Below are 20,532 nucleotides of genomic sequence, written 5' to 3'. Positions count from 1 at the left end.
GCAGGTCGAGTCGTCGGGATGCTTCGGTCGCGGCCGAAGTGGGCGGCCGGCGTTTCCCGGGGTGCCGCTGCGCGGCCCGGGGATGGCAAGGTGAGCTTGGATGTACTCGGCCGATGCAACCACTCTCTCGGGGTCTGTTTGGATCGCAAAGATTGCACCGCGAGAAACTGAATTCCTCCCACCCGCAACCTCATCCTGAGGTGCGACCAACGGGAGCCTCGAAGGCGGCCTCCGGAGATCTCGGCGGGATCTGGAGGCCTCCTTCGAGGTCAGTCGATTTTCAATCGACCGACACCTTAGGATGAGGTTGTGGGTGGGATAGATCCTGCCAATCCGTCAAACAGGCTCTCATATATCATCAAAAAATCAGTACAAATCTTTCACGACAAGCCTCAATCATCATGGAAGACCGTATACGCTTCCACCGGCTCCCGCTCCGCCCGCAACGCATTCACCGGCTCCTCCGGGTCGGCGTGCCCAAGGGCCATCCCGCACACCACCATCTCGCTCTCCGGCACCCCGAGCTGCTCCCGCACCACCGCCGGATAGCTCGCGATCGCCGCCTGCGGGCAGGTGTCGAGGCCGCGGCCGCGGGCGGCGAGCATGAGGGTCTGGAGGAACATGCCGTAATCGAGCCAGCTGCCCTGCTCCATGTCGCGGTCGATGGTGAAGACGAGGCCGACGGGCGCGCCGAAGAACGTGAAGTTGCGCCCCATCTGGCGCTTGGCGCCCGCCTTGTCGCCCTTCTCGATGCCGGCGAGCCCGTAGAGCTGCCAGCCGAGCGTCCGGCGCCGACCGAGATAGGGCTCGCGCCAGCTCACCGGATAATACTCGTACTCGCGGGCCTCCGGCGCATCGCTCTCATGCGCCGCCGTGAGGGCGTCGGTGAGGCGCCGCAGGGCCGCGCCCGTCACCACGTGAACCTTCCAGGGCTGGATGTTGCTGCCGCTCGGCGCCCGGCCGGCGAGCGCGATCAGCTCGCGGATCGTCGCCTCCGGCACCGGATCGGGCCGGAAACCCCGCACGCTGCGCCGGCTGACGATCGCCGCGTCGACGGCGTTGCGCTCCGTCATGGTCGCCTCCCCTCATCAGGCCTTGCGCGGCCGTTCCCATGGATTAACCCACACGAGCCGCTGGCCTCTGGCCCGCCACGTGCTAAGCGCGACTGTAAGGACCGCGCGTCGAGAGAAGGAAGTGTCGTGATGCTGTCACGCAGATCGCTGGCAGGCCTGGTTGGGGCCGGCTCCGTGGCGGCGGGGGCGGTCGCCTCCGCGCTCGTTACCCCGGCCCAGGCGCAGGATGCCACCGAGAGCGCCTTCGACCGGATCCGCCGGACGAAGAAGCTGCGCACCGCGGCGGTGGCCGGCGGGGCGCCGTACTACCAGAAGGACATTGCGACGGGTCAGTGGCGCGGCTTCTACGTCGACATGGCGAAGGCGCTGGCCACCGAGCTCGAGGCGGAGCTGGAACTGTCCGAGACCACCTGGGGCAACGCGGTGCTCGACCTCCAGGCCAACAAGATCGACTTCTTCTTCGGCCTCAACCCGACCCCGAAGCGGGCACTGGTGGTCGATTTCTCCGTGCCGGTATTCAGCAACGCCTTCACGGTGATCGCCAAGAAGGGTTTTTCGCCCAAGACCTGGGCCGAGCTGAACAGCCCGGACGTGAAGCTCGCGGTCGATGTCGGCTCCTCGCACGACGCCGTCGTGACCCGGCTCTGCCCGAAGGCGCAGGTGGTGCGCTTCAAGTCAGCCGACGAGGCGACGCTGGCGCTCTCGACCGGCCGGGTCGACGCGCAATGCCTGATCCTGATGCTGGCGATGACCGTGCTGAAGAAGAACCCGGCCCTCGGGCAGCTGGTGGTACCGAACCCGGTTTTCGCCACCACCTCGAATGCCGGCTTCCGGCGCGAGCGCGACAAGACCCTGCGCGACTTCGTCAACACCTGGATCGACTACAACAAGGGCCTCGGCTTCATCCGCCAGACCATCGTGTCGAACATGGAGCTGGTGGGCGTGACCGAGGCCGACATGCCGGCCGGCGTCTCGCTGTGAGCCGCCAGGGGCGCGGGGCGGTCTGATATGTACACCTGGGATTTCAGCTCGCTCTGGACCTATCGCTGGCTGTTCGTCCAGGGGCTCGGCGTCACGGCGGCCTTCACGGTCGCGATCGTGGTGATCGGCCTCCTGGTCGGCCTCGCCGCCGGCCTCGCCAAGCTCTCGCCCATCGCGCCCCTGCGCTGGCTCAGCAACGCCTACATCGAGGTGTTTCGCTGCACCCCGCTCCTGGTGCAGCTGGTGTGGTTCTACTACGCCCTGCCGATCCTCTCGGGGATCGAGATCTCGGCGATCGGCGCCTCGGTGCTGGCTTTGTCGCTCTACGGCGGCTCGTTCTACGCCGAAATCATCCGCGGCGGCATCGTGTCGATCGACCGCGGCCAGGGCGAGGCGGCGGCGGCCCTCGGCATGACCCCAGCGCAGAGCCTGCGCCGGATCGTCCTGCCCCAGGCGCTCAAGCGCATGGTGCCGCCGCTGATGAACCAGTCGATCATCCAGTTCAAGAACACCTCGCTCGTCTCGGTGCTGGCGGTGCCGGACCTGCTCTACCAGGGCCAGGTCGCGGCCCATGACAGCTACCGGCCGCTGGAGATCTACACCCTCGTGGCGGTCCTGTACTTCGCGGCGCTCTATCCCCTCACCTGGATCGTGCGCCGGGGCGAGCGGCGCCTCGCCACCAGCGATTGAGGGCCGACATGGCAGAGACTCCCAAGATCGCGATCACGCATCTCGCCAAGAGCTTCGGCGCCAACAACGTGCTGAAGGACGTGTCGCTCGCCGTGCCGGCGGGCGGGGTCGTGGCGCTGATCGGGCCGTCGGGCTCCGGCAAGTCCACCCTGCTCCGCTGCATCAACCTCCTGGTGGTGCCGGATGCGGGCGAGGTCCGGGTCGGGGCCGATGCGTTCCGGTTCGGTCCCGGCACCAAGCTGCCGGGGACGAAGGCGCTGGCGCGGTTCCGCGCCGGGACCGGCATGGTGTTCCAGCACTTCAACCTGTTCCCGCACCTCACGGCGGTGCAAAACGTCATGGAGGGGCCGCGCACCGTGCAGCGCCTGCCCAAGGCGCAGGCCGAGGCGCGGGCGCGGGCGCTGCTCGCCAAGGTCGGCCTCGCCGACAAGGCCGAGCAGTATCCGAGCCGGCTCTCGGGCGGGCAGAAGCAGCGCGTCGCCATCGCGCGGGCGCTCGCCATGGAGCCCGAGGTGATGCTGTTCGACGAGGCGACCTCGGCCCTCGACCCCGAGCTCGTCGGCGAGGTGCTCGGCGTGATGCGGGCGCTCGCCGCCGACGGGATGACGATGGTGATCGTCACCCACGAGATCGCCTTCGCCCGCGAGGTCGCCGACCGGGTGGTCTTCCTGCGCGACGGCGTCGTGGTCGAGGAGGGACCGGCCCGGACCCTGATCGACGCGCCGCAGCACCCCGACACCCGGGCCTTCCTCGCCCATTTCCATCGCCGCGGCGAGGCGGTGCCCTCGTGAGGGTCACCCTGGTCACGGGTGCCGGCAGCGGCATCGGCCGCGCCACGGCCCTGGCGCTGGCCGCCTCCGGCGACGGCCTGGTGCTGCATAGCGGCCGCAACGCGGCGGGCCTCGACGCGGTGGCCGAAGCGGTTCGGGCCCGGGGCGCCGCGGCCGCGACCTGGCTCGGCGACCTCGCCGACCCGGAGACCGGGCCGCGCGGCGTGGCGCTCGCGGCCGAGACCTTCGGGCGCCTCGACGCCGTGGTGGCCGCCGCCGGCAAGGCGCAGCGCGGCGGCGCACTCGCCCTCGATCCCGGCAGCCTCGCCGGCGCCCTCGCCCTCTCGGCGGAGTCGTTCCTGCGGCTCGCGCAGGCCGCCGCGCCGCTGCTGCGGGGTGCCCCGGCCCCGCGAATCGTCGCGGTGTCGTCCTACGTCGCCCATCTCTACCGGACCGATCTCGGCCTGTTCTCCGCCTCCTCCGCCGGACGCGCCGCCCTGGAGGCGCTGGTGCGGAGCCTCGCCCGCGAGCTGGCGCCCGACGGCATCACCGTGAACGCCGTGGCGCCGGGCCTGACCCGCAAGGATCCGGGCCGCGCCGGGGCCTTGTCGGCGGAGGCGATCGCGACCCTCGAATCGGCCATCCCCCTGGGACGGCGGGCGGATCCGGCGGAGATCGCGGCATTCGTCGCGTTCCTCGCCTCCCCGGCCGCATCCTATGTCACCGGCCAGGTCATCCACGTCGACGGAGGGCTCACGTGAGCCGCATGCCCCTCACCGATCCGCTCGTCGTCGAGCACCTGCGCGTCGTCCTGATCGAGAGTCCGATCAGGATGGCCCGCCGCCAGGGCGTCGGCGACGTCAAGGGCACCGTCAAGCGGGTGCTGCTGCGGCTCACCACGCGCGAGGGGATCGTCGGCTGGGGCGAGGCCGCCCCCTGGGAGGTGTTCACCGGCACCGCCGAGGGCGCCTTCTCGGCGCTCGACACCTACCTGCGCCCGCTGATCCTCGGCCGCTCGGCGCGTCACGTCCGGGCGCTGTCCGCCGACCTCGACCGGGCGCTCACCGGCCATACCGACGCCAAGGCGGCGGTGGAGATGGCCCTGTTCGACATCCTCGGCCACGCCGCCGGGCTCTCCGTCGCCGAACTGCTCGGCGGCCGGGTGCGGGACCGGATCCCGCTCTCGTTCTCGATCGCCGATCCCGACTTCGAGGCCGACCTCGCCCGCATGCACGCCATGACGGCGGGGGGCCACCGCCTGTTCAAGGTGAAGACCGGGGTGAAGTCCCACGCCGAGGACTTGGCCCACCTCGAAGCGATGCGGGCGGCCTTCGGCGAGGGCATCGACCTGCGGGTCGACTACAACCAGGCGCTGGCGCCGTTCGGGGCCCTGCGCACCCTGCGCGACATCGAGGCCTTCCGGCCGACCTTCATCGAGCAACCGGTGGCGCGCCGCCACCTCGACGCGATGGCGGAGCTGACGGCCGCCCTCGATACCCCGATCCTCGCCGACGAGAGCTGCTTCGATGCCGCCGACGCCCTCGAGGTCGTGCGGCGCCGGGCGGCGGACGCGGTCTCGGTGAAGCTGATGAAGTGCGGCGGGATGCTGAAGGCGCAAAGCCTGATGGCGATCGCCGAGACCGCCGGCCTGCCGGGCTATGGCGGCACCCTGTGGGAGGGCGGCATCGCGCTCGCCGCCGGCACCCAGCTCATCGCGGCGACGCCCGGCATCTCGCTCGGCTGCGAGTTCTACATGCCCCACCACGTCCTGACCGAGGACGTGCTGGAGGCGCGGGTGCCGGTCGAGGCCGGCGCGGTGGTGGTGCCGCAGGGTCCGGGGCTCGGGATCGCGGTGAGCGAGGCGGCGATCCGGGAGAATGCGCGGGTGCTGGCCGAGGCGTGAGGCTCCCTCGCGCGGAGAGGCGCGGATCTCGCGCCGAGGCCTCGATCTCACAACATCCCGGGGCCGCGCCAGCGGAGCCCGGGATCCGGAACCACCAACGTTCCAAGAAGAAGCGGAAGACCGGTCGCCCTGTTCGGCACTGTCGGCGGTTATGGATCCCGGGTTCCGCTCTCGCGGCCCCGGGATGACGTGGAGGGTATCAAGTCGGTCCGCTCACGCCGCTTGGCGCGCCTCCTCCACCAGCTCGTCGGCCGGCCCGAAGAACTCGTAGCGGATGCGCTCGGCCTGCACGCCCAGGCGCGCGAGGCCGTGGACGAGGCTCGCGAGGAAGGGCTTGGGGCCGCACAGGTAGTAGGTCGCCTCCGCCGCCGGGGTGTGGGCGGCCAGCCACTCTGGCGTGATGCGGCCGACGCTGTCGTAATCCGTCCCGAGCCGGTCGGCGGCCTCCGGCGCCTCGTAGAGCGTGTGCAGGCGGATCGCCGGGCATTCGGCGGCCAGCCGCCGGGCGTGCCCGGCCATGGCGTGGACCCGGCCGTTCAGCGCCCCGTGGACGTACCAGGTCGGCCGCGCGGGCGTCTCGGCGTGGATCGTCTCCAGCATGCTCATCATCGGGGTGAGGCCGACACCGCCGCTCACCAGCACCACGGGCGCGGTCGAGGCGCGGTCGAGCGCGAAGTCGCCGGCGGGCGCGGCGGCCTTCAGCACCGTGCCGGGACGGGCCGTGTCGTGCAGCCAGGACGAGACCAGGCCGGCGGGCCGGCCGGGGGCCGCCTCGCGCTTGACGGTGATGCGGTAGGCGCGGTCGTTCGGCGCGCAGGAGATCGAGTAGTTGCGCGTGAGCACGCCCTCGCCCGGCAGGTCGAGGCGGAGGCCCAGAGACTGGCCGGGCTCGTGGCGCAGCACGGGTCCGCCATCCACCGGCACCAGCACGAAGGAGCGGATCGTCTCGCTCTCGGCCGTCACGCTCTCGATGCGGAGGTCGCGCCAGCCGGTCCAGCCGCCGGGCCGCACGGCGTGATCGTGGTAGATCGCCGCCTCGCGATCGATCAGGATGCCGGCCAGGAACCAGTAGGCCTCGCCCCAGGCGGCGCAGATCTCCGGCGTCGCGGCGGCGCCGAGCACGTCCCGGATCGCCCCGAGCAACGCCTCCGCGACGGACGTGTAATGGGCCGGCAGGATCGCCAGGGTGACGTGCTTCTGGGCGATGCGCTCGACCGCGCCGGCGAGCGCCCCGAGATCGTCGATGTGGCGCGCATAGGCCAGCACGGCATTCGCCAGGGCCTTCGGCTGCGAGCCGGTCTCGCCGTGATGCGACTGGTTGAACAGGTCGCGCATCGCCGGATCCTGAAAAAGGCGCTCGTACATCCGGCGGGTGATGGCGAGGCCGTGCACCTCCAGGGCGGGCACGGTGGCCTTGACGAGGGCGATGGTGGCGGGGCTCAGCGGAGACGGCATGGCGCGCTCAAAGGTGCATTCAATATGCATCTTATACGGCACGCCCTGGAAGGTGTATAGGATTTACATGTTATGAGACGGGCGAGGCTCCCATGCGCCTGACGCGCTACACCGACTACGCCCTGCGCACGCTGCTCTATCTCGGGGCGAACGAGCCGCGGCAGAGCTCCATCGCCGAGATCGCCCGGGCCTACGGCATCTCCGAGAATCACCTGACCAAGGTGGTGCACCAGCTCGGGCGGCTCGGCCTGGTGCGCACCATCCGCGGCCGCGGCGGCGGCCTGCGCCTGGCGCTGAGCCCCGGCGAGATCGTGGTCGGCGCGGTGGTGCGGCAGACCGAGGAGGACCTGGTCCTGGTCGAGTGCTTCGGCGCGGGCGCCTGCGCCATCACCCCGGCCTGTCGCCTGCGCCGCGCGCTCGGCGAGGCGCTCGCCGCCTTCCTGGCGGTGCTCGACGGCTACACCCTGGCGGACCTGCTGGCGGGAGGCGCGGCGCCGGACCTGGCGCGGCTGCTGGGCCTGCCGGATCCGGGAGGCGAGCGGGTGGGGGTGTAGATATTCGGGCCGCACGCCGCGCTCGATCCCTCCCCCCTCTGCGGGGGAGGGTGCCCGGCGGAGCCGGGCGGGAGAGGGGAACCACGTTTCCGGATAGAACTGAACCGTCCTTGCGCGGCGCCAGCGGGATCAGCGTCGCGCTGCCCCTCTCCCGGCCTACTCCGTAGGCCACCCTCCCCCGCAGAGAGGGGAGGGTTCGGGCGGTAGCGTCAGCGCCTCACCTGTCCCGCCCCGGCCGCTCGGCCAGCGGCGTGTAGTCGATCGTCGTGAAGCTGCCACCCTGGAGGGTGCGGGCGACCGGGTCGAGGGGGTTCTCCTGCCGAAGGATTTCCTCGGCCCAATCCTCCGCCGACTGGGTCGGCCGGTAGCCGATCACGGCGGCCGCCGCGCTGTTGTCCCAGTAGCTGCGCGGGTTGTTCGAGGCGCCCCAGACCGCGACGTAGCCCGGGACCGGCGCCGCGATGCTGCGCAGCACGAGCTGGGCGAGGTCGTCGTGGCCGAGCCAGGTCGAGAGATGGCGGAACTCGGTCGGCCGCGGCAGGGCGCTGCCGATGCGCAAAGCCACCCCCTCGATGCCGTGCCGGTCCCAGTACATCTGCCCCATCAGCTCGCCCCAGGCCTTGCTCAGGCCGTAGGCGCCGTCGGGCCGGAACGGCGCGTCGATGGCGAGCCGGTCGTTCACCGAATGCATGCCGAAGGCGTGGTTGGAACTGGCGAAGATCACCCGCCGCAGGCGATGGCGGCGGGCGCCCTCGTAGACCGCCTGGAGGGCACGTAAGTTGTTGTCGATCACCTCCGGCATCGGCTTCTCGACGCTGGTGCCGGCCATGTGCACCAGAACCTCCGTGCCCTCGAGCAGCCGGTCGACCGCCGCGGGATCGCGCAGGTCGCCCGTCGTCACCGTCTCGGAATCCGAGAGCGGTGCGAGCGCCGTCGGCCCCCCGCCGGAGCGCAGGACGATTCCGGCATCGAGGAGCCGCGGCCGCAGCACCGCCCCGATCTGGCCCCCCGCCCCCGACAGGGCGACCCGGATTCCCGCTGCCTCGCTCATTCATCCTCCTGAACCATCGTTGGTGCGCGCCCGTCCGGCGCGAGGTCACGGGCCCCATCATCGGGGAACGGCGGTGTCCCGTCGAGGCGCGCCGTGCCTCTCGGCGCTTGCATCGCGGCGCGCGTCCCGCGAAGGTCCGCCGCGCCGAGAAAAGCAGCAGGAGGACGCCACCGTGTGGACGCCGACGACCCGGTATCCCGACCCCGCCATCGAGGTCATCGACCCCTCCTTCGCCCGCTACCGGGTGTTCAGCGCCGGGATCGAGCGCCTCGCCACCGGCTGCCGCTGGAGCGAGGGGCCGGTCTGGTTCGGCGACGGGCGCTACCTCCTGTGGAGCGACATCCCGAACAACCGCATCCTGCGCTACGACGAGGAGAGCGGCGCGGTCTCGGTGTTCCGCAAGCCGTCGAACTTCGCCAACGGCAACACCCGCGACCGCCAGGGCCGCCTCGTCACCTGCGAGCACGGCGGACGGCGGGTGACGCGGACCGAGTATGACGGCGCCGTCACGGTGCTGGCCGACTCTTACGAGGGCAAGCGCCTCAACTCGCCCAACGACGTGGTGGTGGCCTCCGACGGCGCGGTCTGGTTCACCGATCCGCCCTTCGGCATCCTCGGCAACTACGAGGGCGAGCGGGCCGAGCCGGAATCGCCCCAGAACGTCTACCGCCTCGACCCGGCGACCGGGGTGCTGGCGGCCGTCGCCACCGACCTCGCCGGGCCGAACGGCCTGTGCTTCTCCCCCGACGAATCGATCCTCTACCTCGTCGAGTCGCGGGCGCAGCCGAACCGCCGCATCCTCGCCTACGACGTCGGCCCGGGCGGGCGCCTGACCAACCGGCGCGTCCACATCGATGCCGGCCCCGGCACGCCGGACGGCTTCCGCTGCGACACCGACGGCAACCTGTGGTGCGGCTGGGGCATGGGCTCGGACGCCCTCGACGGGGTGATGGTCTTCAACCCGGAGGGCACCCTGATCGGCCGGATCCGCCTGCCCGAGCGCTGCGCCAACCTCTGCTTCGGCGGCCGCCACCGCAACCGGCTGTTCATGGCGGCGAGCCAGTCGCTCTACGCGGTCTACGTGGACGCGCAGGGCGTGGCTGGGGGGTGAGCCCGGCCCGCGGGGTGCTCAGGGACGACGCCCCGCCGCCACCAGGCACAGGAGCTCGAACAGCACCTGCGCGGCGCATTGCGCCGTGTTGCTGGTGGGGTCGTATTGCGGCGCCACCTCGACCACGTCGCCGCCGACGATGTCGATCCCCGCGAGCCCGCGCAGCAGTTCCAGGACCTCGCGCGGGGTGAGGCCGCCCATCTCGGGCGTGCCGGTGCCCGGCGCGAAGCCGGGATCGAGGCTGTCGACGTCGAAGGAGACGTAGGTGGGGCCGTCGCCCGCGACCTCGCGGGCCCGGGCGATTACCGCCGGCAATCCGAGCCGCGGCACCTCCTCGGCATGGATCACCGTCATGCCGGAGACGTAAGAGAACTCCCAGAGGTACTCGGCGCCGCCCCGGATGCCGATCTGGATCGTGCGCTCCGGATCGAGCACGCCGTCGAGCACCGCCTGACGGAACGGCCCGCCGTGGTGGAACTTCGAGCCCTCGTAGACGCCGCCGGTGTCGCAATGGGCGTCGATGTGGATCATGCCGACCGGGCGCGACGCACCCACCGCCCGCAGGGTCGCGCGGCTGATCGAGTGGTCGCCGCCGATTGCCAGCGGCACCACGCCCGCCTTGACCACGGTGGAAAAGAAGGCCTCGATGTCCTCGTGGCAGCTCTCGAGGGAGAAGCGGCTGCGGAACGGCACGTCGCCGATATCGGCCGCCTTGAGCTCGGCGGCCGGGGTGATGCGCAGCACGTGCTCGTAGGGGCCGATGCGCTCCACCGCCCGCACCGCCCGCGGCCCGTGGCGGGCGCCGGCCCGGTTGGTGACGCCGAGATCCATCGGCACGCCGATCAGCGCGACGTCGAGGCCGCCGAAATCGGGCAGCGTCGCGGCCTCGGGGCGGAACGGCAGGTCGAGGAAGGTCGCCGGGTCCGCGAAAGGCCACTTGCGCCGGTCGCTCTCGCTGAATTGCTGCGCGGCGGCCTTGGCGAAATCCGGGTCGTCGATGTCGCCGCCGGTCGCGTCGAGGTAGCGGGCGCGAAGAGCTGCCAGCTTGGCCGCGCGCTTGGCCTGATCCATGGGGGACTCCGGAGACGAGGGCCCGCAGGTCGTGCTCCTGCGGGCGCGGCACTCGGGGGGTCGGCCGCGCGACGGCCCCGGCGCGCCCGGCGTGCCCTCGGCCCGCGCCACCCGGCCGCGAGAGAAGCGCAGGCCGGCCAGGCTGGCAAGCCCGTCGTCCGGTCCGGCCGCTCGGGAGCGAGAGTGTCGGGGCTGGACTCTTGGGGCTGGATTCTTGGGTCCGCGCTCCGGCGAGGCGGGGCTCGGCCGCGCCCTGCCGGCGACCTCGGCGCCGGCCTACGCGACGGGAATCGTTGTCCTTCTTCCAGGTGCGCCCTACCTTACGGAACCCGAGACGGGGTGAGCCGGGATCGGAACGGAGACGGACGCCCGCCGAGCGGGCAGGCGAGCGCGATGGACACGATCACCCTTCGGCCGGACGGCGTCGCGCCGGGCAGGTCCGGCCGGACTCCGGCCGACGACGACGCCTTCGAGGCCTATCGCGCGCTCTACAGCGGCGGCAGCGACGTCGACCGGTTGATGAGCGGATCCTCCGCCGTCCCGCTGCGGACCGAGGTCGTCGCCCACCGGCTGCCGCGGATGCTGCTGTTCGACCGCCGGCTGGCCGGCGTGTCGCATGCCCGCGCGCCCCGCCGGGTCGCCCGCGACGGCTTCGATCACGTCACCCTGCACCTCGTCCTCGCCGGCAGCATGATGCTGGAGGTGCCCGGCGCGGTCCGCCGGGTCGGGGCCGGGAGCGTGGCGTTGTTCGATCTCACCCGGCCGCAGCGCACCTGGACCGAGGGCGCACGCATCGTCACCGCCTCGATCGCCCGCGACCGGCTCGACGCCGCGACGCTGGACGGCCTCGACCTGCACGGCCTGGTCCTGGGGCCACGCGAGGCGGGATTGGTGATCGACTTCGCCCGCTCGCTGGCGGCGCACGCGGCGGCCCTGACGCCGGAACTCGCCGGCGCGGCGACCGAGTCGCTGTGCCTGATGCTCGGCGCGACCCTCGCGTCCTTGCGCGACGCGGGCGCCCCGCTGCCGTCTCCGGTCGCGGGGGGCCGCGCACGGGCCCGGGCGGTCGCCTACATCGCGCAGCATCTCGGGGATCGCGGCCTGACCAGCGCGGCGATCGCCGCCGGGGCCGGCCTGTCGCGCAGCGCGCTCTACCGGCTGTTCGAGCCGGCGGGCGGCGTCGCCCGGTTCGTGCAGCAGCAGCGCGTGGCACATCTGCGCCGCACCCTGTCCCGGGCCGACGAGCACCGCACGATCGACGAGCTGGCGGGCGCGGCCGGTTTCACCTCGCCGAGCCTTGCCGGCCGGGTGTTTCGCGAGGCATTCGGAATGCCGCCCGGGGAATACCGGCGGGGCGTGCGGGCCGCGTCCGGAACCGTCCTGATCGGAGCCCCGCATGGTGCGAGTCCGCCGGCCGGCCTCGCGGCCTGGCACGGCGAGCTCCTGTGAGCGGCACGGCCGGCCCCCGCCGGTCGCGCCGCGATGCGAGCAGGAACGGTGGCCCGGGCGGGGATCACCCGCGCGACCGCTCCGGATCGTCTCACGCGCTGCGCGCGCGCCCGCGCTTGGCCGTCTTGGTCTCGGCCGGGGTGGCCTCCGTCGTCTTGGCCTCGGCGACCGGCGCCTTCACGACGGCGTCGGAGGCGGCCCGCTTGGCGGCCGCCGCGACGTTGCGGCCCCGGCCCAGGCCGATGCTCTTCGCCAGCTCGGAGCGCTGGGCGGCGTAGTTGGCCGCGACCATCGGGTAGTCGTGCGGCAGGCCCCACTTGCGGCGGTACTCCTCAGGGGTGAGCCCGCGGGTCGACAGGTGGCGCTTGAGCGACTTGTACTGGCGGCCGTCCTCGAGGCTGATCAGGTAGTCCGGCGTCACCGTCTTCTTGATCGGCATCAGCGGCACCGGCTTCTCCGCCTCCTTGGCGGCCGGCTGGCCGAGGGTGGCGAAGGCGGTGTGCACGGTGCCGATCAGGCCGGCCAGTTCGGCGGCCGGGACGGAGTTGTTGGCGACGTAGGCCGATACGACGTCGGCGGTGAGGGCGACGAAATCGACCTCCTGGACCAGATCTTCTTGTGACACGGAGAATCATCCTAACTTACGCACCCGCAACGCGGGCATAGCCGCGATATCGGGCAGCGCGGCGTGTTTTCAACCCATCGTCGCGCGTTCACCCCCCGATTTCCCACAGATACTTTTGATAATCGGGCAGGCTTGCCATCGCGCAACGGTGTCGGGGCGGATCGGGAGATTCATCCAAGCCTTGCGCAGCCGGCGGGCTACTCGGACGCCTACTCTGACGGGCAGGGTGCAGGGCGGCATCGAATGCGACACGATGAGCAAAAATGGCTCAAGCACCGGCCTGATACCGACGCGAAACTTGGGGCTGCCCTTTCCCCGGCGCCGATTTTGCACTAACGCCGAGGTACGACCGGCGAGCGCCGCATGCCCTTCAACTCCCTGCCGTTCCTGCTGCTGTTCCTGCCGGTGGCGCTCGGGCTGCACGCGCTCTGCGTCGCCCGCCGGCCGGGCTGGCGCGTCGCCTGGCTCGCCGGCCTGTCCTTCGCCTTCTACGGCTGGTGGGACCTGCGCTTCGTGCCGCTGCTCGCGGCCTCCGTCGTCCTCAACTGGCTCGCCGGCGAGGCGTGGCGCCGCTCCGGGCGCGGCGACGTCCTGACCGCCGCGATCGTCCTCGATCTCGGGCTGCTCGGCCTCTACAAGTATCTCGGCTTCTTCGCCGGGCTGGCGGACGCCGTCACGGGCGCGAGCCTGCCGCTCGTCTCGCTGGCGCTCCCGCTCGGCATCTCGTTCTTCACCTTCCAGCACATCGCCTACCTGGTCGACCTGCGGCGCGGCACGGCGGAGCCGATGACGCTCGCGGAATACGCCGTCTACGTCGCGTTCTTCCCGCGGGTGATCGCCGGCCCCCTGGTGCGGCCGTCCGAGCTCGTGGGCCAGCTGCGCGCGCCGGAGCCGTCCTCGGCGGACCGCGCCGCACGCGGCCTGATGCTGCTGACCGCGGGCCTCGCCAAGAAGGTCTTTCTCGGCGACGGGCTCGGGAATTTCGTCGATCCGCTCTGGGCCGCCGCCGCGGCCGGCGGCCGGCCGGACTTCGCCACGGCGGCGCAGGCGACGCTCGGCTACGCCCTGCAGCTCTACTTCGACTTCTCGGGCTACACCGACATGGCGCTGGGTCTCGCGCTCCTGTTCGGCATCGTGCTGCCCGAGAACTTTTCGGCGCCCTACCGGGCGACCTCGATCCAGGATTTCTGGCGGCGCTGGCACATCACCCTGTCGCTCTTCCTGCGCGACTACCTCTACATCCCGTTCGGCGGCAGCCGGCACGGGGTGCCGCGCCAGCTCCTGGCGCTGTTCCTCACCATGGCGCTCGGCGGGCTGTGGCACGGGGCGGGGCTCACCTTCGTCGCCTGGGGGGCGGCGCACGGGATCGCGCTCGGCCTGCACGTGCTGTGGCGCCGCGCCGGCCTGAAGCTCCCGGCAGCCGCGGGGTTCCTCGCCACCTTCGCCTTCGTCTGCCTCGCCTGGGTGCCGTTTCGCGCGCCCGACTTCGCGACCGCGCTCAGCGTCTATCGCGGTCTCCTCGGCCTCGGCACGGAGGCGGGCGGCGCACCCGAGTTCTGGCCGCTCGCCGCCGGCGCCGCCGCCCTGGCGATCCTCGGGCCCACCGCCCGCGAGGCGGTGGAGCGCCTGATCCCGCGAGGATGGGCCGCCGCCGCGACCGCCCTGCTCCTGGCCGCGATCCTGCTCCAGGTCGGCAACGACGCCAACCAGGCCTTCATCTATGCCCGCTTCTGAGGCACCGGACCGCGAAAAAACCTTTGCCCGCGAGTTCCTGGCCCGCCGCTACCTGGTGCTGACGGCCCTGATCCTCGCCGTGCTCGTGGCCCTGGTGGCCGGGCGGGTGATCTGGTTCGACGCCTACTGGGTCTTCCGCCAGGACCCGCCCTGGCGGGCCGTGACCGACGGCAACAGCCGCCTCCTCGACCGGCAGACCCGCAGGGCCAAGGTGCTGCAGGCGCTGACGCGTCCCTACGACCTCGCGCTGATCGGCTCCTCGACGGTCTATCACGGCCTCGACCCCGCCGACGTCACGAGCGTGGCGCCGGGACGGGTGTTCAATGCCGGCATCTCGGCGATCATCGCCACGGAACTGCCGGTGATCGCCGCGGTGGTGGCCTCCCGGGCACCGGCCCGGGCGACGCTCGGCCTCGACTACTACATGTTCTCGCGCCCGAGCGTGCCGGTGCATATCGACGAAGCTCTGGCCGGCCCAAGCGGCCGGCTCGCCGCCCTGATGGGCAGCGTGCTCGGCCGCTACGCGCTCGCCGACAGCCGGCTCGACGCGGTGGCGGGCGGCGACGATCCGGGCGCCTGGACTCGGGGCGGCTACCGCATCACCCCGCCCCTGCCGGCGGCGCTGACGCTTGAGAACGACGCCACCCGCCGGCGCACCACCGCGCCGTTCCGGCCCGAGACGCTGGCGGGCCTCGACCTCGCGCTGGAGCGGCTCTCAGCCACTGACCTGACGGTCTACCTCTCGCCGGTGAGCGACGCGCAACGCCGGGTGCTGGCCGATCTCGGACTCTCCGACGATTTTTCGCGGTGGCGCGAGGCGGTGATGCGGCTCTGCGCCGCCCGCGGCCGAACGGTCCTCGACCTCACGAGCCTCGGCGACCCCTATCCCTTCGATCCCGCCGCCGGCTCGACCCCCGCCTGGCTCGACAACCTGCACTACACGCCGCTGATCGGCCGGCAGGTGCTGGAGCGGCTGGGATTGCGCCGGGCGGCGGGGCGGTGAGCGCCGCCCGCCCCCCTGCCCCACCCGCAAAACTCTCCGGGCTGCGCCGCCACCGCGCCCTCATGGCCCGCCTCGCCGCCGGCCCGGCGCCGGGCGCGGTGATCCTCGGCGATTCGCTCGCCGCCGGCTGGCCCGAGCCGGACCTTGACGCCGCGACCGGCCGATCCACCCTCAATCTCGGCCTGCCCGGTGACCGGGTGCAGACCACGCGGTGGCGCCTCGCCGCGATGGCCGCCTTCGCGCTCCGCCCCCGCCTCGCGATCCTGATGGTCGGCACCAACAGCTTCGCCGACGGCGACGACCCGGAGACGATCGTCGCCGGCCTCGCCGCGCTGCTCGCATCCTTGCGCGCCGCCTGGGCGCCGGGGTGGATCGTGCTCGCCACGGTGCCGTGGCGCGAGAGCCCGCCCGGGCGGAGCGAGGCCGACCGTCTCGCGCTCAACGCCGCCATCGCGGACCTCGCCCACCGCGAATCTCTGCTCCTCCTCGACGGCGACGCGGCGCTTGGTCCCGATCCGGCCACTGGCCTCGACGCCGACCGGCTCCATCTCAACGCCCGCGGCTATGCCGCGCTCGGCATCGCCCTCGGATCCCTGCTGCGCCAAGGCTGAATCGCTCGGCCCGGCCGCCGCTGTCATCGGATCGTCACGAGAGCGGCCGACACGCAGGCCATTCCGAAAACGACAGGAGCCCCGCCCGATGGACTTCCACCGCCGCTTCACGGTGCTGATGTGCACGCCGGCCTTCGACCCGGACGACCTCGAGGGCGTGCGCGTCAACCAGATCGTCGCGGCGGTCGAGCACCGCGGCTTCGAGGTGGTGCGGGCGCGGCGGGTCGAGGACGCGGCGATCGCGGTGCAGACCGATGCGGCGGTCGGCTGCCTGGTGGTGGATTGGGGCAAGCGCGGCCTCGACGGCAAGGCGGCGGCGCTCATCGACATGATGCGCAAGCGCGGCCTCGAGATGCCGATCGTCATCATGGTCCGGCGCAAGCGCCTGGAGGACATCCCGGTCGAGCTGCTCGACTTCATCGACGGCTACATCTTCCTCGCCGAGGAAACCCCCGAATTCATCGCCCGCGGTCTCGTCAGCCGGGTGACGCAATACGCCGAGACCCTGAAGACCCCGTTCTTCGGCGCGCTCGTCGACTACGCCGAGAAGGGCAACCAGCTCTGGACCTGCCCCGGCCATAACGGCGGCATCTTCTACAACCGCTCGCCGATCGGCCGCATCTTCGTCGAGCACCTCGGCGAGGCGATCTTTCGCGACGACCTCGACAACTCGGTCCTCGACCTCGGCGACCTCCTGACCCACGAGGGCCCAGCGCTCAAGGCGCAGAAGGAAGCCGCCCAGATCTTCGGGGCGGAGAAGACCTACTTCGTGCTCAACGGCACCTCGGCCTCGAACAAGATCGTGCTGTCCTCGCTGGTGGCCGAGGACGACCTGGTGCTGTTCGACCGCAACAACCACAAGGCGGCGCATCACGGCGCGCTCTTTCTCGGCGGCGGCATCCCCATCTTCCTGGAGACCGACCGCAACGCCTACGGGCTGATCGGCCCGATCTTCCACGAGGCGCTCGACGAGGACAAGATCCGCCAGAAGATCCGCACCAATCCGCTGGTGAAGGACAAGGAGGCGTGGCGCCGCGAGCGCCCGTTCCGCGTCGCGGTGATCGAGCAATGCACCTATGACGGCACGATCTACGACGCCCGGGAGATCGTCGCGAAGATCGGCCACCTCTGCGACTACATCCTGTTCGACGAGGCCTGGGCCGGCTTCATGAAGTTCCATCCGCTGTTCCAGGGCCGCTACGCCATGGGGCTAACGGGGCTGGACGAGACCTCGCCCGGCATCATCGCCACGCAATCGACCCACAAGCAGCTCGCGAGCTTCTCCCAGGCCTCGCAGATCCACACCAAGGACGGCCATATCCGCGGCCAGACCCGGCGGGTGGAGCACCGGCGCCTCAACGAGAGCTTCCTCGTCCACGCCTCGACCTCGCCGTTCTATCCGCTCTTCGCCTCCCTCGACGTCGGCGCCCAGATGATGAAGGGGCGCTCGGGCATGATCCTGTGGGACGACACGATCCGCCTCGGCATCGAGTGGCGCAAGAAGGTGCGGGCGATCCGCAAGGAGTTCGAGGAGAACGAGCGCGACCCGAAAAGACGCTGGTTCTTCGATCCCTTCGTGCCCGACCTGGCGACGGGGGCGGGCGGCGCCGAGGTGCCGTGGGAGAGCCTGCCGACCGACGAACTCGCCTCCGACCCGCGCCACTGGGAGCTGAAGCCCGGGGCCGGCTGGCACGGCTTCACCCATGTGGCGCCGGGCTATGCCATCACCGACCCGAACAAGCTCACGGTGCTCACCCCCGGCTTCGACCGCAAGACCGGCGAATACGCCGAGCACGGCGTGCCGGCCCCGATCGTCGCCCAGTACCTGCGCGAGAACCGCATCGTCGCGGAGAAGAACGACCTCAACTCGCTGCTCTTCCTGCTGACGCCCGGCGTCGAATCGTCGAAGGCCGGCACGCTGATCTCCGGCCTCGTCGCCTTCAAGCGCCTGCATGACGACAACGTGCTGCTCGAAGAGGCGATGCCCGAATTCGTCCGGCGCCGGCCGCAGCGCTACGGAGGCGTGCGCCTGCGCGACCTCTGCGCCGACTACCACGCCTTCCACCGGCAGGCCGGCACCTCGGGCCTCCAGCGCAAGCAGTTCATGCCCGAGCACCTGCCCGAGATGGTGATGCCGCCGAAGGCCGCGGCGCAGATGCTGACCCGCAACAACGTCGACTTCGTGCCGATCGCGGAGGCCGAAGGGCGGATCGCCACCACCCTGATGCTGGTCTATCCGCCCGGCATCGGCACGGTGCTGCCGGGCGAGCGGCTCGACGAGCGGGCCAAGCCCATGCTCGACTACTTCAAGATGTTCGAGGCGGCCGCCAACCTGTTCCCGGGCTTCGAGGCCGAGATCCAGGGCGTCTACCGCCAGGTCGAGCCGGACGGGCGCATCCGCTTCTACACCTACGTGCTGCGGGAGGGGCGCTGATGGACTCGGCGCCTTCGCAGCCCGGGATCGTGATCCGTCCGTCCACGGACGCGGACGTGGCGGCGATGATCGAGATCTACGAGCACCACATCCGCCACGGCGTCGGCGATACCGGCGACTTCGAGGAGGACAGGCTGGTGCCGGACGACCTCAAGCGCCGGCGCAAGAACATGCGCTCGAAACGCCTGCCCCATCTCGTGGCCGAGCGCCACGGGGTGGTGGCGGGCTACGCCTACGCGGTGCCGTTCCGCAAGCGGCCGGCCTACCGCTACACGCTCAAGCACTCGATCTACGTCCATGCCGGCCACCTCCATGCCGGCATCGGCCGGCGCCTGCTGCCGGCGCTGATCGAGGCCTGCGCGGCGGGGGGCTACCGCCAGATGATCGGCTACATCGACGCCGAGAACGAGGCCAGTTTACGCCTGCACGAGGCCTGCGGCTTCGTGCGTGTCGGCCACCTGCCGGCGGTGGCCTACCGCCACGGGCGCTGGGCCGACAGCGTGATGGTGCAGTGTCCGCTGGGGACGGGGTCGTCGGACCAGCCCTCGACCTGGCGGCAGGAGGCGGTGGCGCAAGGTGAGCGGGCGCCGTTGCCGCTGGCGTGAGGGGGACAATCGGCTCGCGCGGCGGCCCCCCCACCCTCCGTGTGTCATCCCGGGGCTCGCCGCAGGCGAGAACCCGGGATGACACGGAGGGTGGAAAAACCAACCGGAGATAAGCCGGCGCGGGACTGTCCTACCCCGGCACCACCGGCGTCTTCCCCGCCGGCAGCCCGGCCAGCACCGACTCGTCGATGTTCAGATGCGCCCGCACCAGCGCGTGCGGGGTGAGCGTCATCCACTGGTTCAGCGACACGTCGGCGTAGACCGGGCTGCGGAACAGTTCGAGGAATCGCAACGGCGTCGATCCGGTATTCTCGATGTAATGCCCCATGGCGAAGGGCACGTAGCCCACGTCGCCGGCCTGGTAATCGAAGGTGCGGGCCTTCGATTCCGAACCGAACACCGTCATCCGGCCCTGTCCCGAGAGGTAGTATTGCCACTCGTCGCCGTTCGGGTGCCAGTGCAGCTCGCGCAGTCCCCCGGGCTCCAGCTCGACCAGGGCCGCCGCGATGGTCTTCGACACCGGGAAGACCTTCGAATCGGTGATGCGGACGCTGCCGCTCTTCGTCCTGATCGGCTCCTGCGCCAGCATCCGGTAGCTGAAGCCCTCCGGCACCGGACCGGCACCGCCGGTGCGGTCTCCCGCGAGCGGGCCCGGCATCGGCGCCGGGAAGATGTACTTCTCCTTGTCCGGCAACCCGGCCAGCGCCGATTCCGGCACCCCGAAATTCTTCGCCAGGATGTCGCGCGGGGTGTGGGCGAGCCAGTCGGTGATCAGGAAGGTCGAGTCCTCCGAGAAGTGCCCGTCATCGAAGACGAGCAGGAACTCGCAGCCGTCGATCTCGCTCTCGAGCCCCTGGATCGAGTGCGGGATGCCGGACGGGAAGTACCAGAGGTCGCCCTCGCCCACGTCGTCCACGAAGGTGCGGCCCAGTTGGTCGACGGCGGTGATTCGGGCGCGGCCCTTGAGCATGTAGGACCACTCCGCCTCCTTGTGCCAATGCATCTCCCGGGCGACGCCGGCCTTCAGCCGCATGTTGACGCCGGCCATCGCGGTCGAGATCGGCAATTCGCGGGTCGTGGTCTGGCGCGCCCAGCCGCCTTCCTCCAGGCGCATGTGGCTGTCGGTGAACGACCATTTGAGGTTCGGCATCGTGCCGTGGTCGGTCTTCGGCGGACGCGTGGTGAACGGCTCCGCCGCCTGCCGGGCCGGGTTCACCGGGCCGACGATGTTCGCCCCGTCCTTGCCGCGGATCGGGGTCGGTCCGGACGGCGTCTGCGCGCTGGCGGCGGTGCCGACGAGGCCGGCCGCCGCGGCGGCCAGGGTGTCGCGACGGGAGATGAGGGGCATGGGCGGTCTCCACCTCTGGGCGGGGACAAGCTCTCACGGCCCCGCGTGGCGCCCGACAATGCTC

General features: G+C 71.4%; 19 protein-coding genes. 13 read left to right on the top strand and 6 right to left on the bottom strand.

From position 1 onward, the window contains the following. Positions 1 to 392: 392 nt before the first annotated feature. Positions 393 to 1,073: a nitroreductase gene (locus BM430_RS09395; RefSeq protein WP_093566991.1), complete on the bottom strand. Its 681-nt coding sequence runs from the start codon at positions 1,071 to 1,073 to the stop codon at positions 393 to 395. Between the two features lie 129 nt (positions 1,074 to 1,202). Here BM430_RS09395 and BM430_RS09390 point away from each other — a divergent pair, with 129 nt between their 5' ends. The 5 genes from BM430_RS09390 to BM430_RS09370 are packed head-to-tail and all read left to right on the top strand — an operon-like array spanning position 1,203 to position 5,417. Continuing rightward, positions 1,203 to 2,054 (top strand): transporter substrate-binding domain-containing protein, encoded by an 852-nt coding sequence (locus BM430_RS09390; RefSeq protein ID WP_093566990.1) that lies wholly within the window; start codon positions 1,203 to 1,205, stop codon positions 2,052 to 2,054. 27 nt (positions 2,055 to 2,081) lie between these two features. Continuing rightward, a complete protein-coding gene (locus BM430_RS09385; RefSeq protein ID WP_093566989.1) occupies positions 2,082 to 2,744 on the top strand; it encodes an amino acid ABC transporter permease in 663 nt (220 codons plus the stop codon). 8 nt (positions 2,745 to 2,752) lie between these two features. Further along, positions 2,753 to 3,535 (top strand): amino acid ABC transporter ATP-binding protein, encoded by a 783-nt coding sequence (locus BM430_RS09380; RefSeq protein ID WP_093566988.1) that lies wholly within the window; start codon positions 2,753 to 2,755, stop codon positions 3,533 to 3,535. After that, positions 3,532 to 4,275 (top strand): SDR family NAD(P)-dependent oxidoreductase, encoded by a 744-nt coding sequence (locus BM430_RS09375; protein WP_093566987.1) that lies wholly within the window; start codon positions 3,532 to 3,534, stop codon positions 4,273 to 4,275. Before BM430_RS09380 ends, BM430_RS09375 begins: the two co-directional genes overlap by 4 nt. A 5-nt stretch (positions 4,276 to 4,280) precedes the next feature. Continuing rightward, the gene (locus tag BM430_RS09370) at positions 4,281 to 5,417 is read left to right on the top strand and encodes an enolase C-terminal domain-like protein (protein ID WP_093567114.1); all 1,137 of its coding nucleotides are present in this window, start codon (positions 4,281 to 4,283) and stop codon (positions 5,415 to 5,417) included. Between the two features lie 213 nt (positions 5,418 to 5,630). Here BM430_RS09370 and hmpA read toward each other — a convergent pair whose 3' ends face one another. Next, a complete protein-coding gene (hmpA, locus tag BM430_RS09365; RefSeq protein WP_093566986.1) occupies positions 5,631 to 6,872 on the bottom strand; it encodes an NO-inducible flavohemoprotein in 1,242 nt (413 codons plus the stop codon). A 92-nt stretch (positions 6,873 to 6,964) separates the two neighbouring features. Here hmpA and BM430_RS09360 point away from each other — a divergent pair, with 92 nt between their 5' ends. After that, positions 6,965 to 7,426, top strand: a complete 462-nt coding sequence (locus BM430_RS09360) for an Rrf2 family transcriptional regulator (protein WP_093566985.1) — start codon at positions 6,965 to 6,967, stop codon at positions 7,424 to 7,426. A gap of 217 nt (positions 7,427 to 7,643) precedes the next feature. Here BM430_RS09360 and BM430_RS09355 read toward each other — a convergent pair whose 3' ends face one another. Further along, positions 7,644 to 8,477, bottom strand: a complete 834-nt coding sequence (locus tag BM430_RS09355) for an NAD-dependent epimerase/dehydratase family protein (RefSeq protein WP_093566984.1) — start codon at positions 8,475 to 8,477, stop codon at positions 7,644 to 7,646. Between the two features lie 172 nt (positions 8,478 to 8,649). Here BM430_RS09355 and BM430_RS09350 point away from each other — a divergent pair, with 172 nt between their 5' ends. Further along, complete coding sequence (locus tag BM430_RS09350; RefSeq protein WP_093566983.1) at positions 8,650 to 9,588, top strand: SMP-30/gluconolactonase/LRE family protein; 939 nt, start codon at positions 8,650 to 8,652, stop codon at positions 9,586 to 9,588. 18 nt (positions 9,589 to 9,606) lie between these two features. On the opposite strand, the gene speB is transcribed toward BM430_RS09350, so the two are convergent. Continuing rightward, positions 9,607 to 10,659, bottom strand: coding sequence for an agmatinase (speB, locus tag BM430_RS09345; RefSeq protein ID WP_093566982.1), 1,053 nt, complete (start codon positions 10,657 to 10,659; stop codon positions 9,607 to 9,609). Between the two features lie 393 nt (positions 10,660 to 11,052). On the opposite strand from speB, the gene BM430_RS09340 reads away from it, so the two are divergent. After that, positions 11,053 to 12,108, top strand: a complete 1,056-nt coding sequence (locus BM430_RS09340) for a helix-turn-helix domain-containing protein (protein ID WP_093566981.1) — start codon at positions 11,053 to 11,055, stop codon at positions 12,106 to 12,108. A 91-nt stretch (positions 12,109 to 12,199) separates the two neighbouring features. Here the strand turns inward: BM430_RS09340 and BM430_RS09335 are convergent, their stop codons facing one another. Next, entirely contained in the window at positions 12,200 to 12,733 is a 534-nt protein-coding gene (locus BM430_RS09335; RefSeq protein WP_093566980.1) for a Ros/MucR family transcriptional regulator, read from the bottom strand. Positions 12,734 to 13,096: 363 nt separating this feature from the next. Between BM430_RS09335 and BM430_RS09330 the strand changes: the two genes are divergently transcribed. From BM430_RS09330 to BM430_RS09310, 5 genes are all read left to right on the top strand, one after another. Next, entirely contained in the window at positions 13,097 to 14,467 is a 1,371-nt protein-coding gene (locus tag BM430_RS09330; protein WP_093566979.1) for an MBOAT family O-acyltransferase, read from the top strand. Further along, positions 14,454 to 15,470 carry a hypothetical protein gene (locus BM430_RS09325; RefSeq protein ID WP_093566978.1) on the top strand — a complete coding sequence of 339 codons (1,017 nt, stop codon included), beginning with the start codon at positions 14,454 to 14,456 and terminating at the stop codon, positions 15,468 to 15,470. Before BM430_RS09330 ends, BM430_RS09325 begins: the two co-directional genes overlap by 14 nt. Further along, complete coding sequence (locus BM430_RS09320) at positions 15,467 to 16,081, top strand: SGNH/GDSL hydrolase family protein (RefSeq protein ID WP_244539402.1); 615 nt, start codon at positions 15,467 to 15,469, stop codon at positions 16,079 to 16,081. Before BM430_RS09325 ends, BM430_RS09320 begins: the two co-directional genes overlap by 4 nt. 88 nt (positions 16,082 to 16,169) lie before the next feature. Then, on the top strand, positions 16,170 to 18,515 hold the full coding sequence (locus BM430_RS09315; RefSeq protein WP_093566976.1) for an Orn/Lys/Arg family decarboxylase: 2,346 nt from the start codon (positions 16,170 to 16,172) through the stop codon (positions 18,513 to 18,515). Further along, the gene (locus BM430_RS09310; RefSeq protein ID WP_093566975.1) at positions 18,515 to 19,120 is read left to right on the top strand and encodes a GNAT family N-acetyltransferase; all 606 of its coding nucleotides are present in this window, start codon (positions 18,515 to 18,517) and stop codon (positions 19,118 to 19,120) included. The genes BM430_RS09315 and BM430_RS09310 overlap by 1 nt, the downstream gene beginning before the upstream one ends. Before the next feature lie 130 nt (positions 19,121 to 19,250). Here the strand turns inward: BM430_RS09310 and BM430_RS09305 are convergent, their stop codons facing one another. After that, on the bottom strand, positions 19,251 to 20,468 hold the full coding sequence (locus tag BM430_RS09305) for an oxalate decarboxylase family bicupin (protein ID WP_093566974.1): 1,218 nt from the start codon (positions 20,466 to 20,468) through the stop codon (positions 19,251 to 19,253). Between the last annotated feature and the right edge of the window lie 64 nt (positions 20,469 to 20,532).

Source organism: Methylobacterium sp. 174MFSha1.1 (genome assembly GCF_900116815.1).
Taxonomy (GTDB): Bacteria; Pseudomonadota; Alphaproteobacteria; order Rhizobiales; family Beijerinckiaceae; genus Methylobacterium.
Note: the sequence above shows the minus strand (reverse complement) of the source record. Positions and strands in the feature narration are given on the sequence as shown.

Excerpts from the sequence above, each read along its gene's own strand:
- BM430_RS09355 (WP_093566984.1), bottom strand. The coding sequence starts at position 8,477 with ATGAGCGAGGCAGCGGGAATCCGGGTCGCCCTGTCGGGGGCGGGGGGC.
- BM430_RS09390 (WP_093566990.1), top strand. The coding sequence starts at position 1,203 with ATGCTGTCACGCAGATCGCTGGCAGGCCTGGTTGGGGCCGGCTCCGTG.
- BM430_RS09395 (WP_093566991.1), bottom strand. The coding sequence starts at position 1,073 with ATGACGGAGCGCAACGCCGTCGACGCGGCGATCGTCAGCCGGCGCAGC.
- BM430_RS09325 (WP_093566978.1), top strand. The coding sequence starts at position 14,454 with ATGCCCGCTTCTGAGGCACCGGACCGCGAAAAAACCTTTGCCCGCGAG.
- BM430_RS09340 (WP_093566981.1), top strand. The coding sequence starts at position 11,053 with ATGGACACGATCACCCTTCGGCCGGACGGCGTCGCGCCGGGCAGGTCC.
- BM430_RS09305 (WP_093566974.1), bottom strand. The coding sequence starts at position 20,468 with ATGCCCCTCATCTCCCGTCGCGACACCCTGGCCGCCGCGGCGGCCGGC.
- BM430_RS09380 (WP_093566988.1), top strand. The coding sequence starts at position 2,753 with ATGGCAGAGACTCCCAAGATCGCGATCACGCATCTCGCCAAGAGCTTC.
- BM430_RS09370 (WP_093567114.1), top strand. The coding sequence starts at position 4,281 with ATGCCCCTCACCGATCCGCTCGTCGTCGAGCACCTGCGCGTCGTCCTG.
- BM430_RS09360 (WP_093566985.1), top strand. The coding sequence starts at position 6,965 with ATGCGCCTGACGCGCTACACCGACTACGCCCTGCGCACGCTGCTCTAT.
- BM430_RS09330 (WP_093566979.1), top strand. The coding sequence starts at position 13,097 with ATGCCCTTCAACTCCCTGCCGTTCCTGCTGCTGTTCCTGCCGGTGGCG.
- BM430_RS09310 (WP_093566975.1), top strand. The coding sequence starts at position 18,515 with ATGGACTCGGCGCCTTCGCAGCCCGGGATCGTGATCCGTCCGTCCACG.
- hmpA (WP_093566986.1), bottom strand. The coding sequence starts at position 6,872 with ATGCCGTCTCCGCTGAGCCCCGCCACCATCGCCCTCGTCAAGGCCACC.
- speB (WP_093566982.1), bottom strand. The coding sequence starts at position 10,659 with ATGGATCAGGCCAAGCGCGCGGCCAAGCTGGCAGCTCTTCGCGCCCGC.
- BM430_RS09315 (WP_093566976.1), top strand. The coding sequence starts at position 16,170 with ATGGACTTCCACCGCCGCTTCACGGTGCTGATGTGCACGCCGGCCTTC.
- BM430_RS09385 (WP_093566989.1), top strand. The coding sequence starts at position 2,082 with ATGTACACCTGGGATTTCAGCTCGCTCTGGACCTATCGCTGGCTGTTC.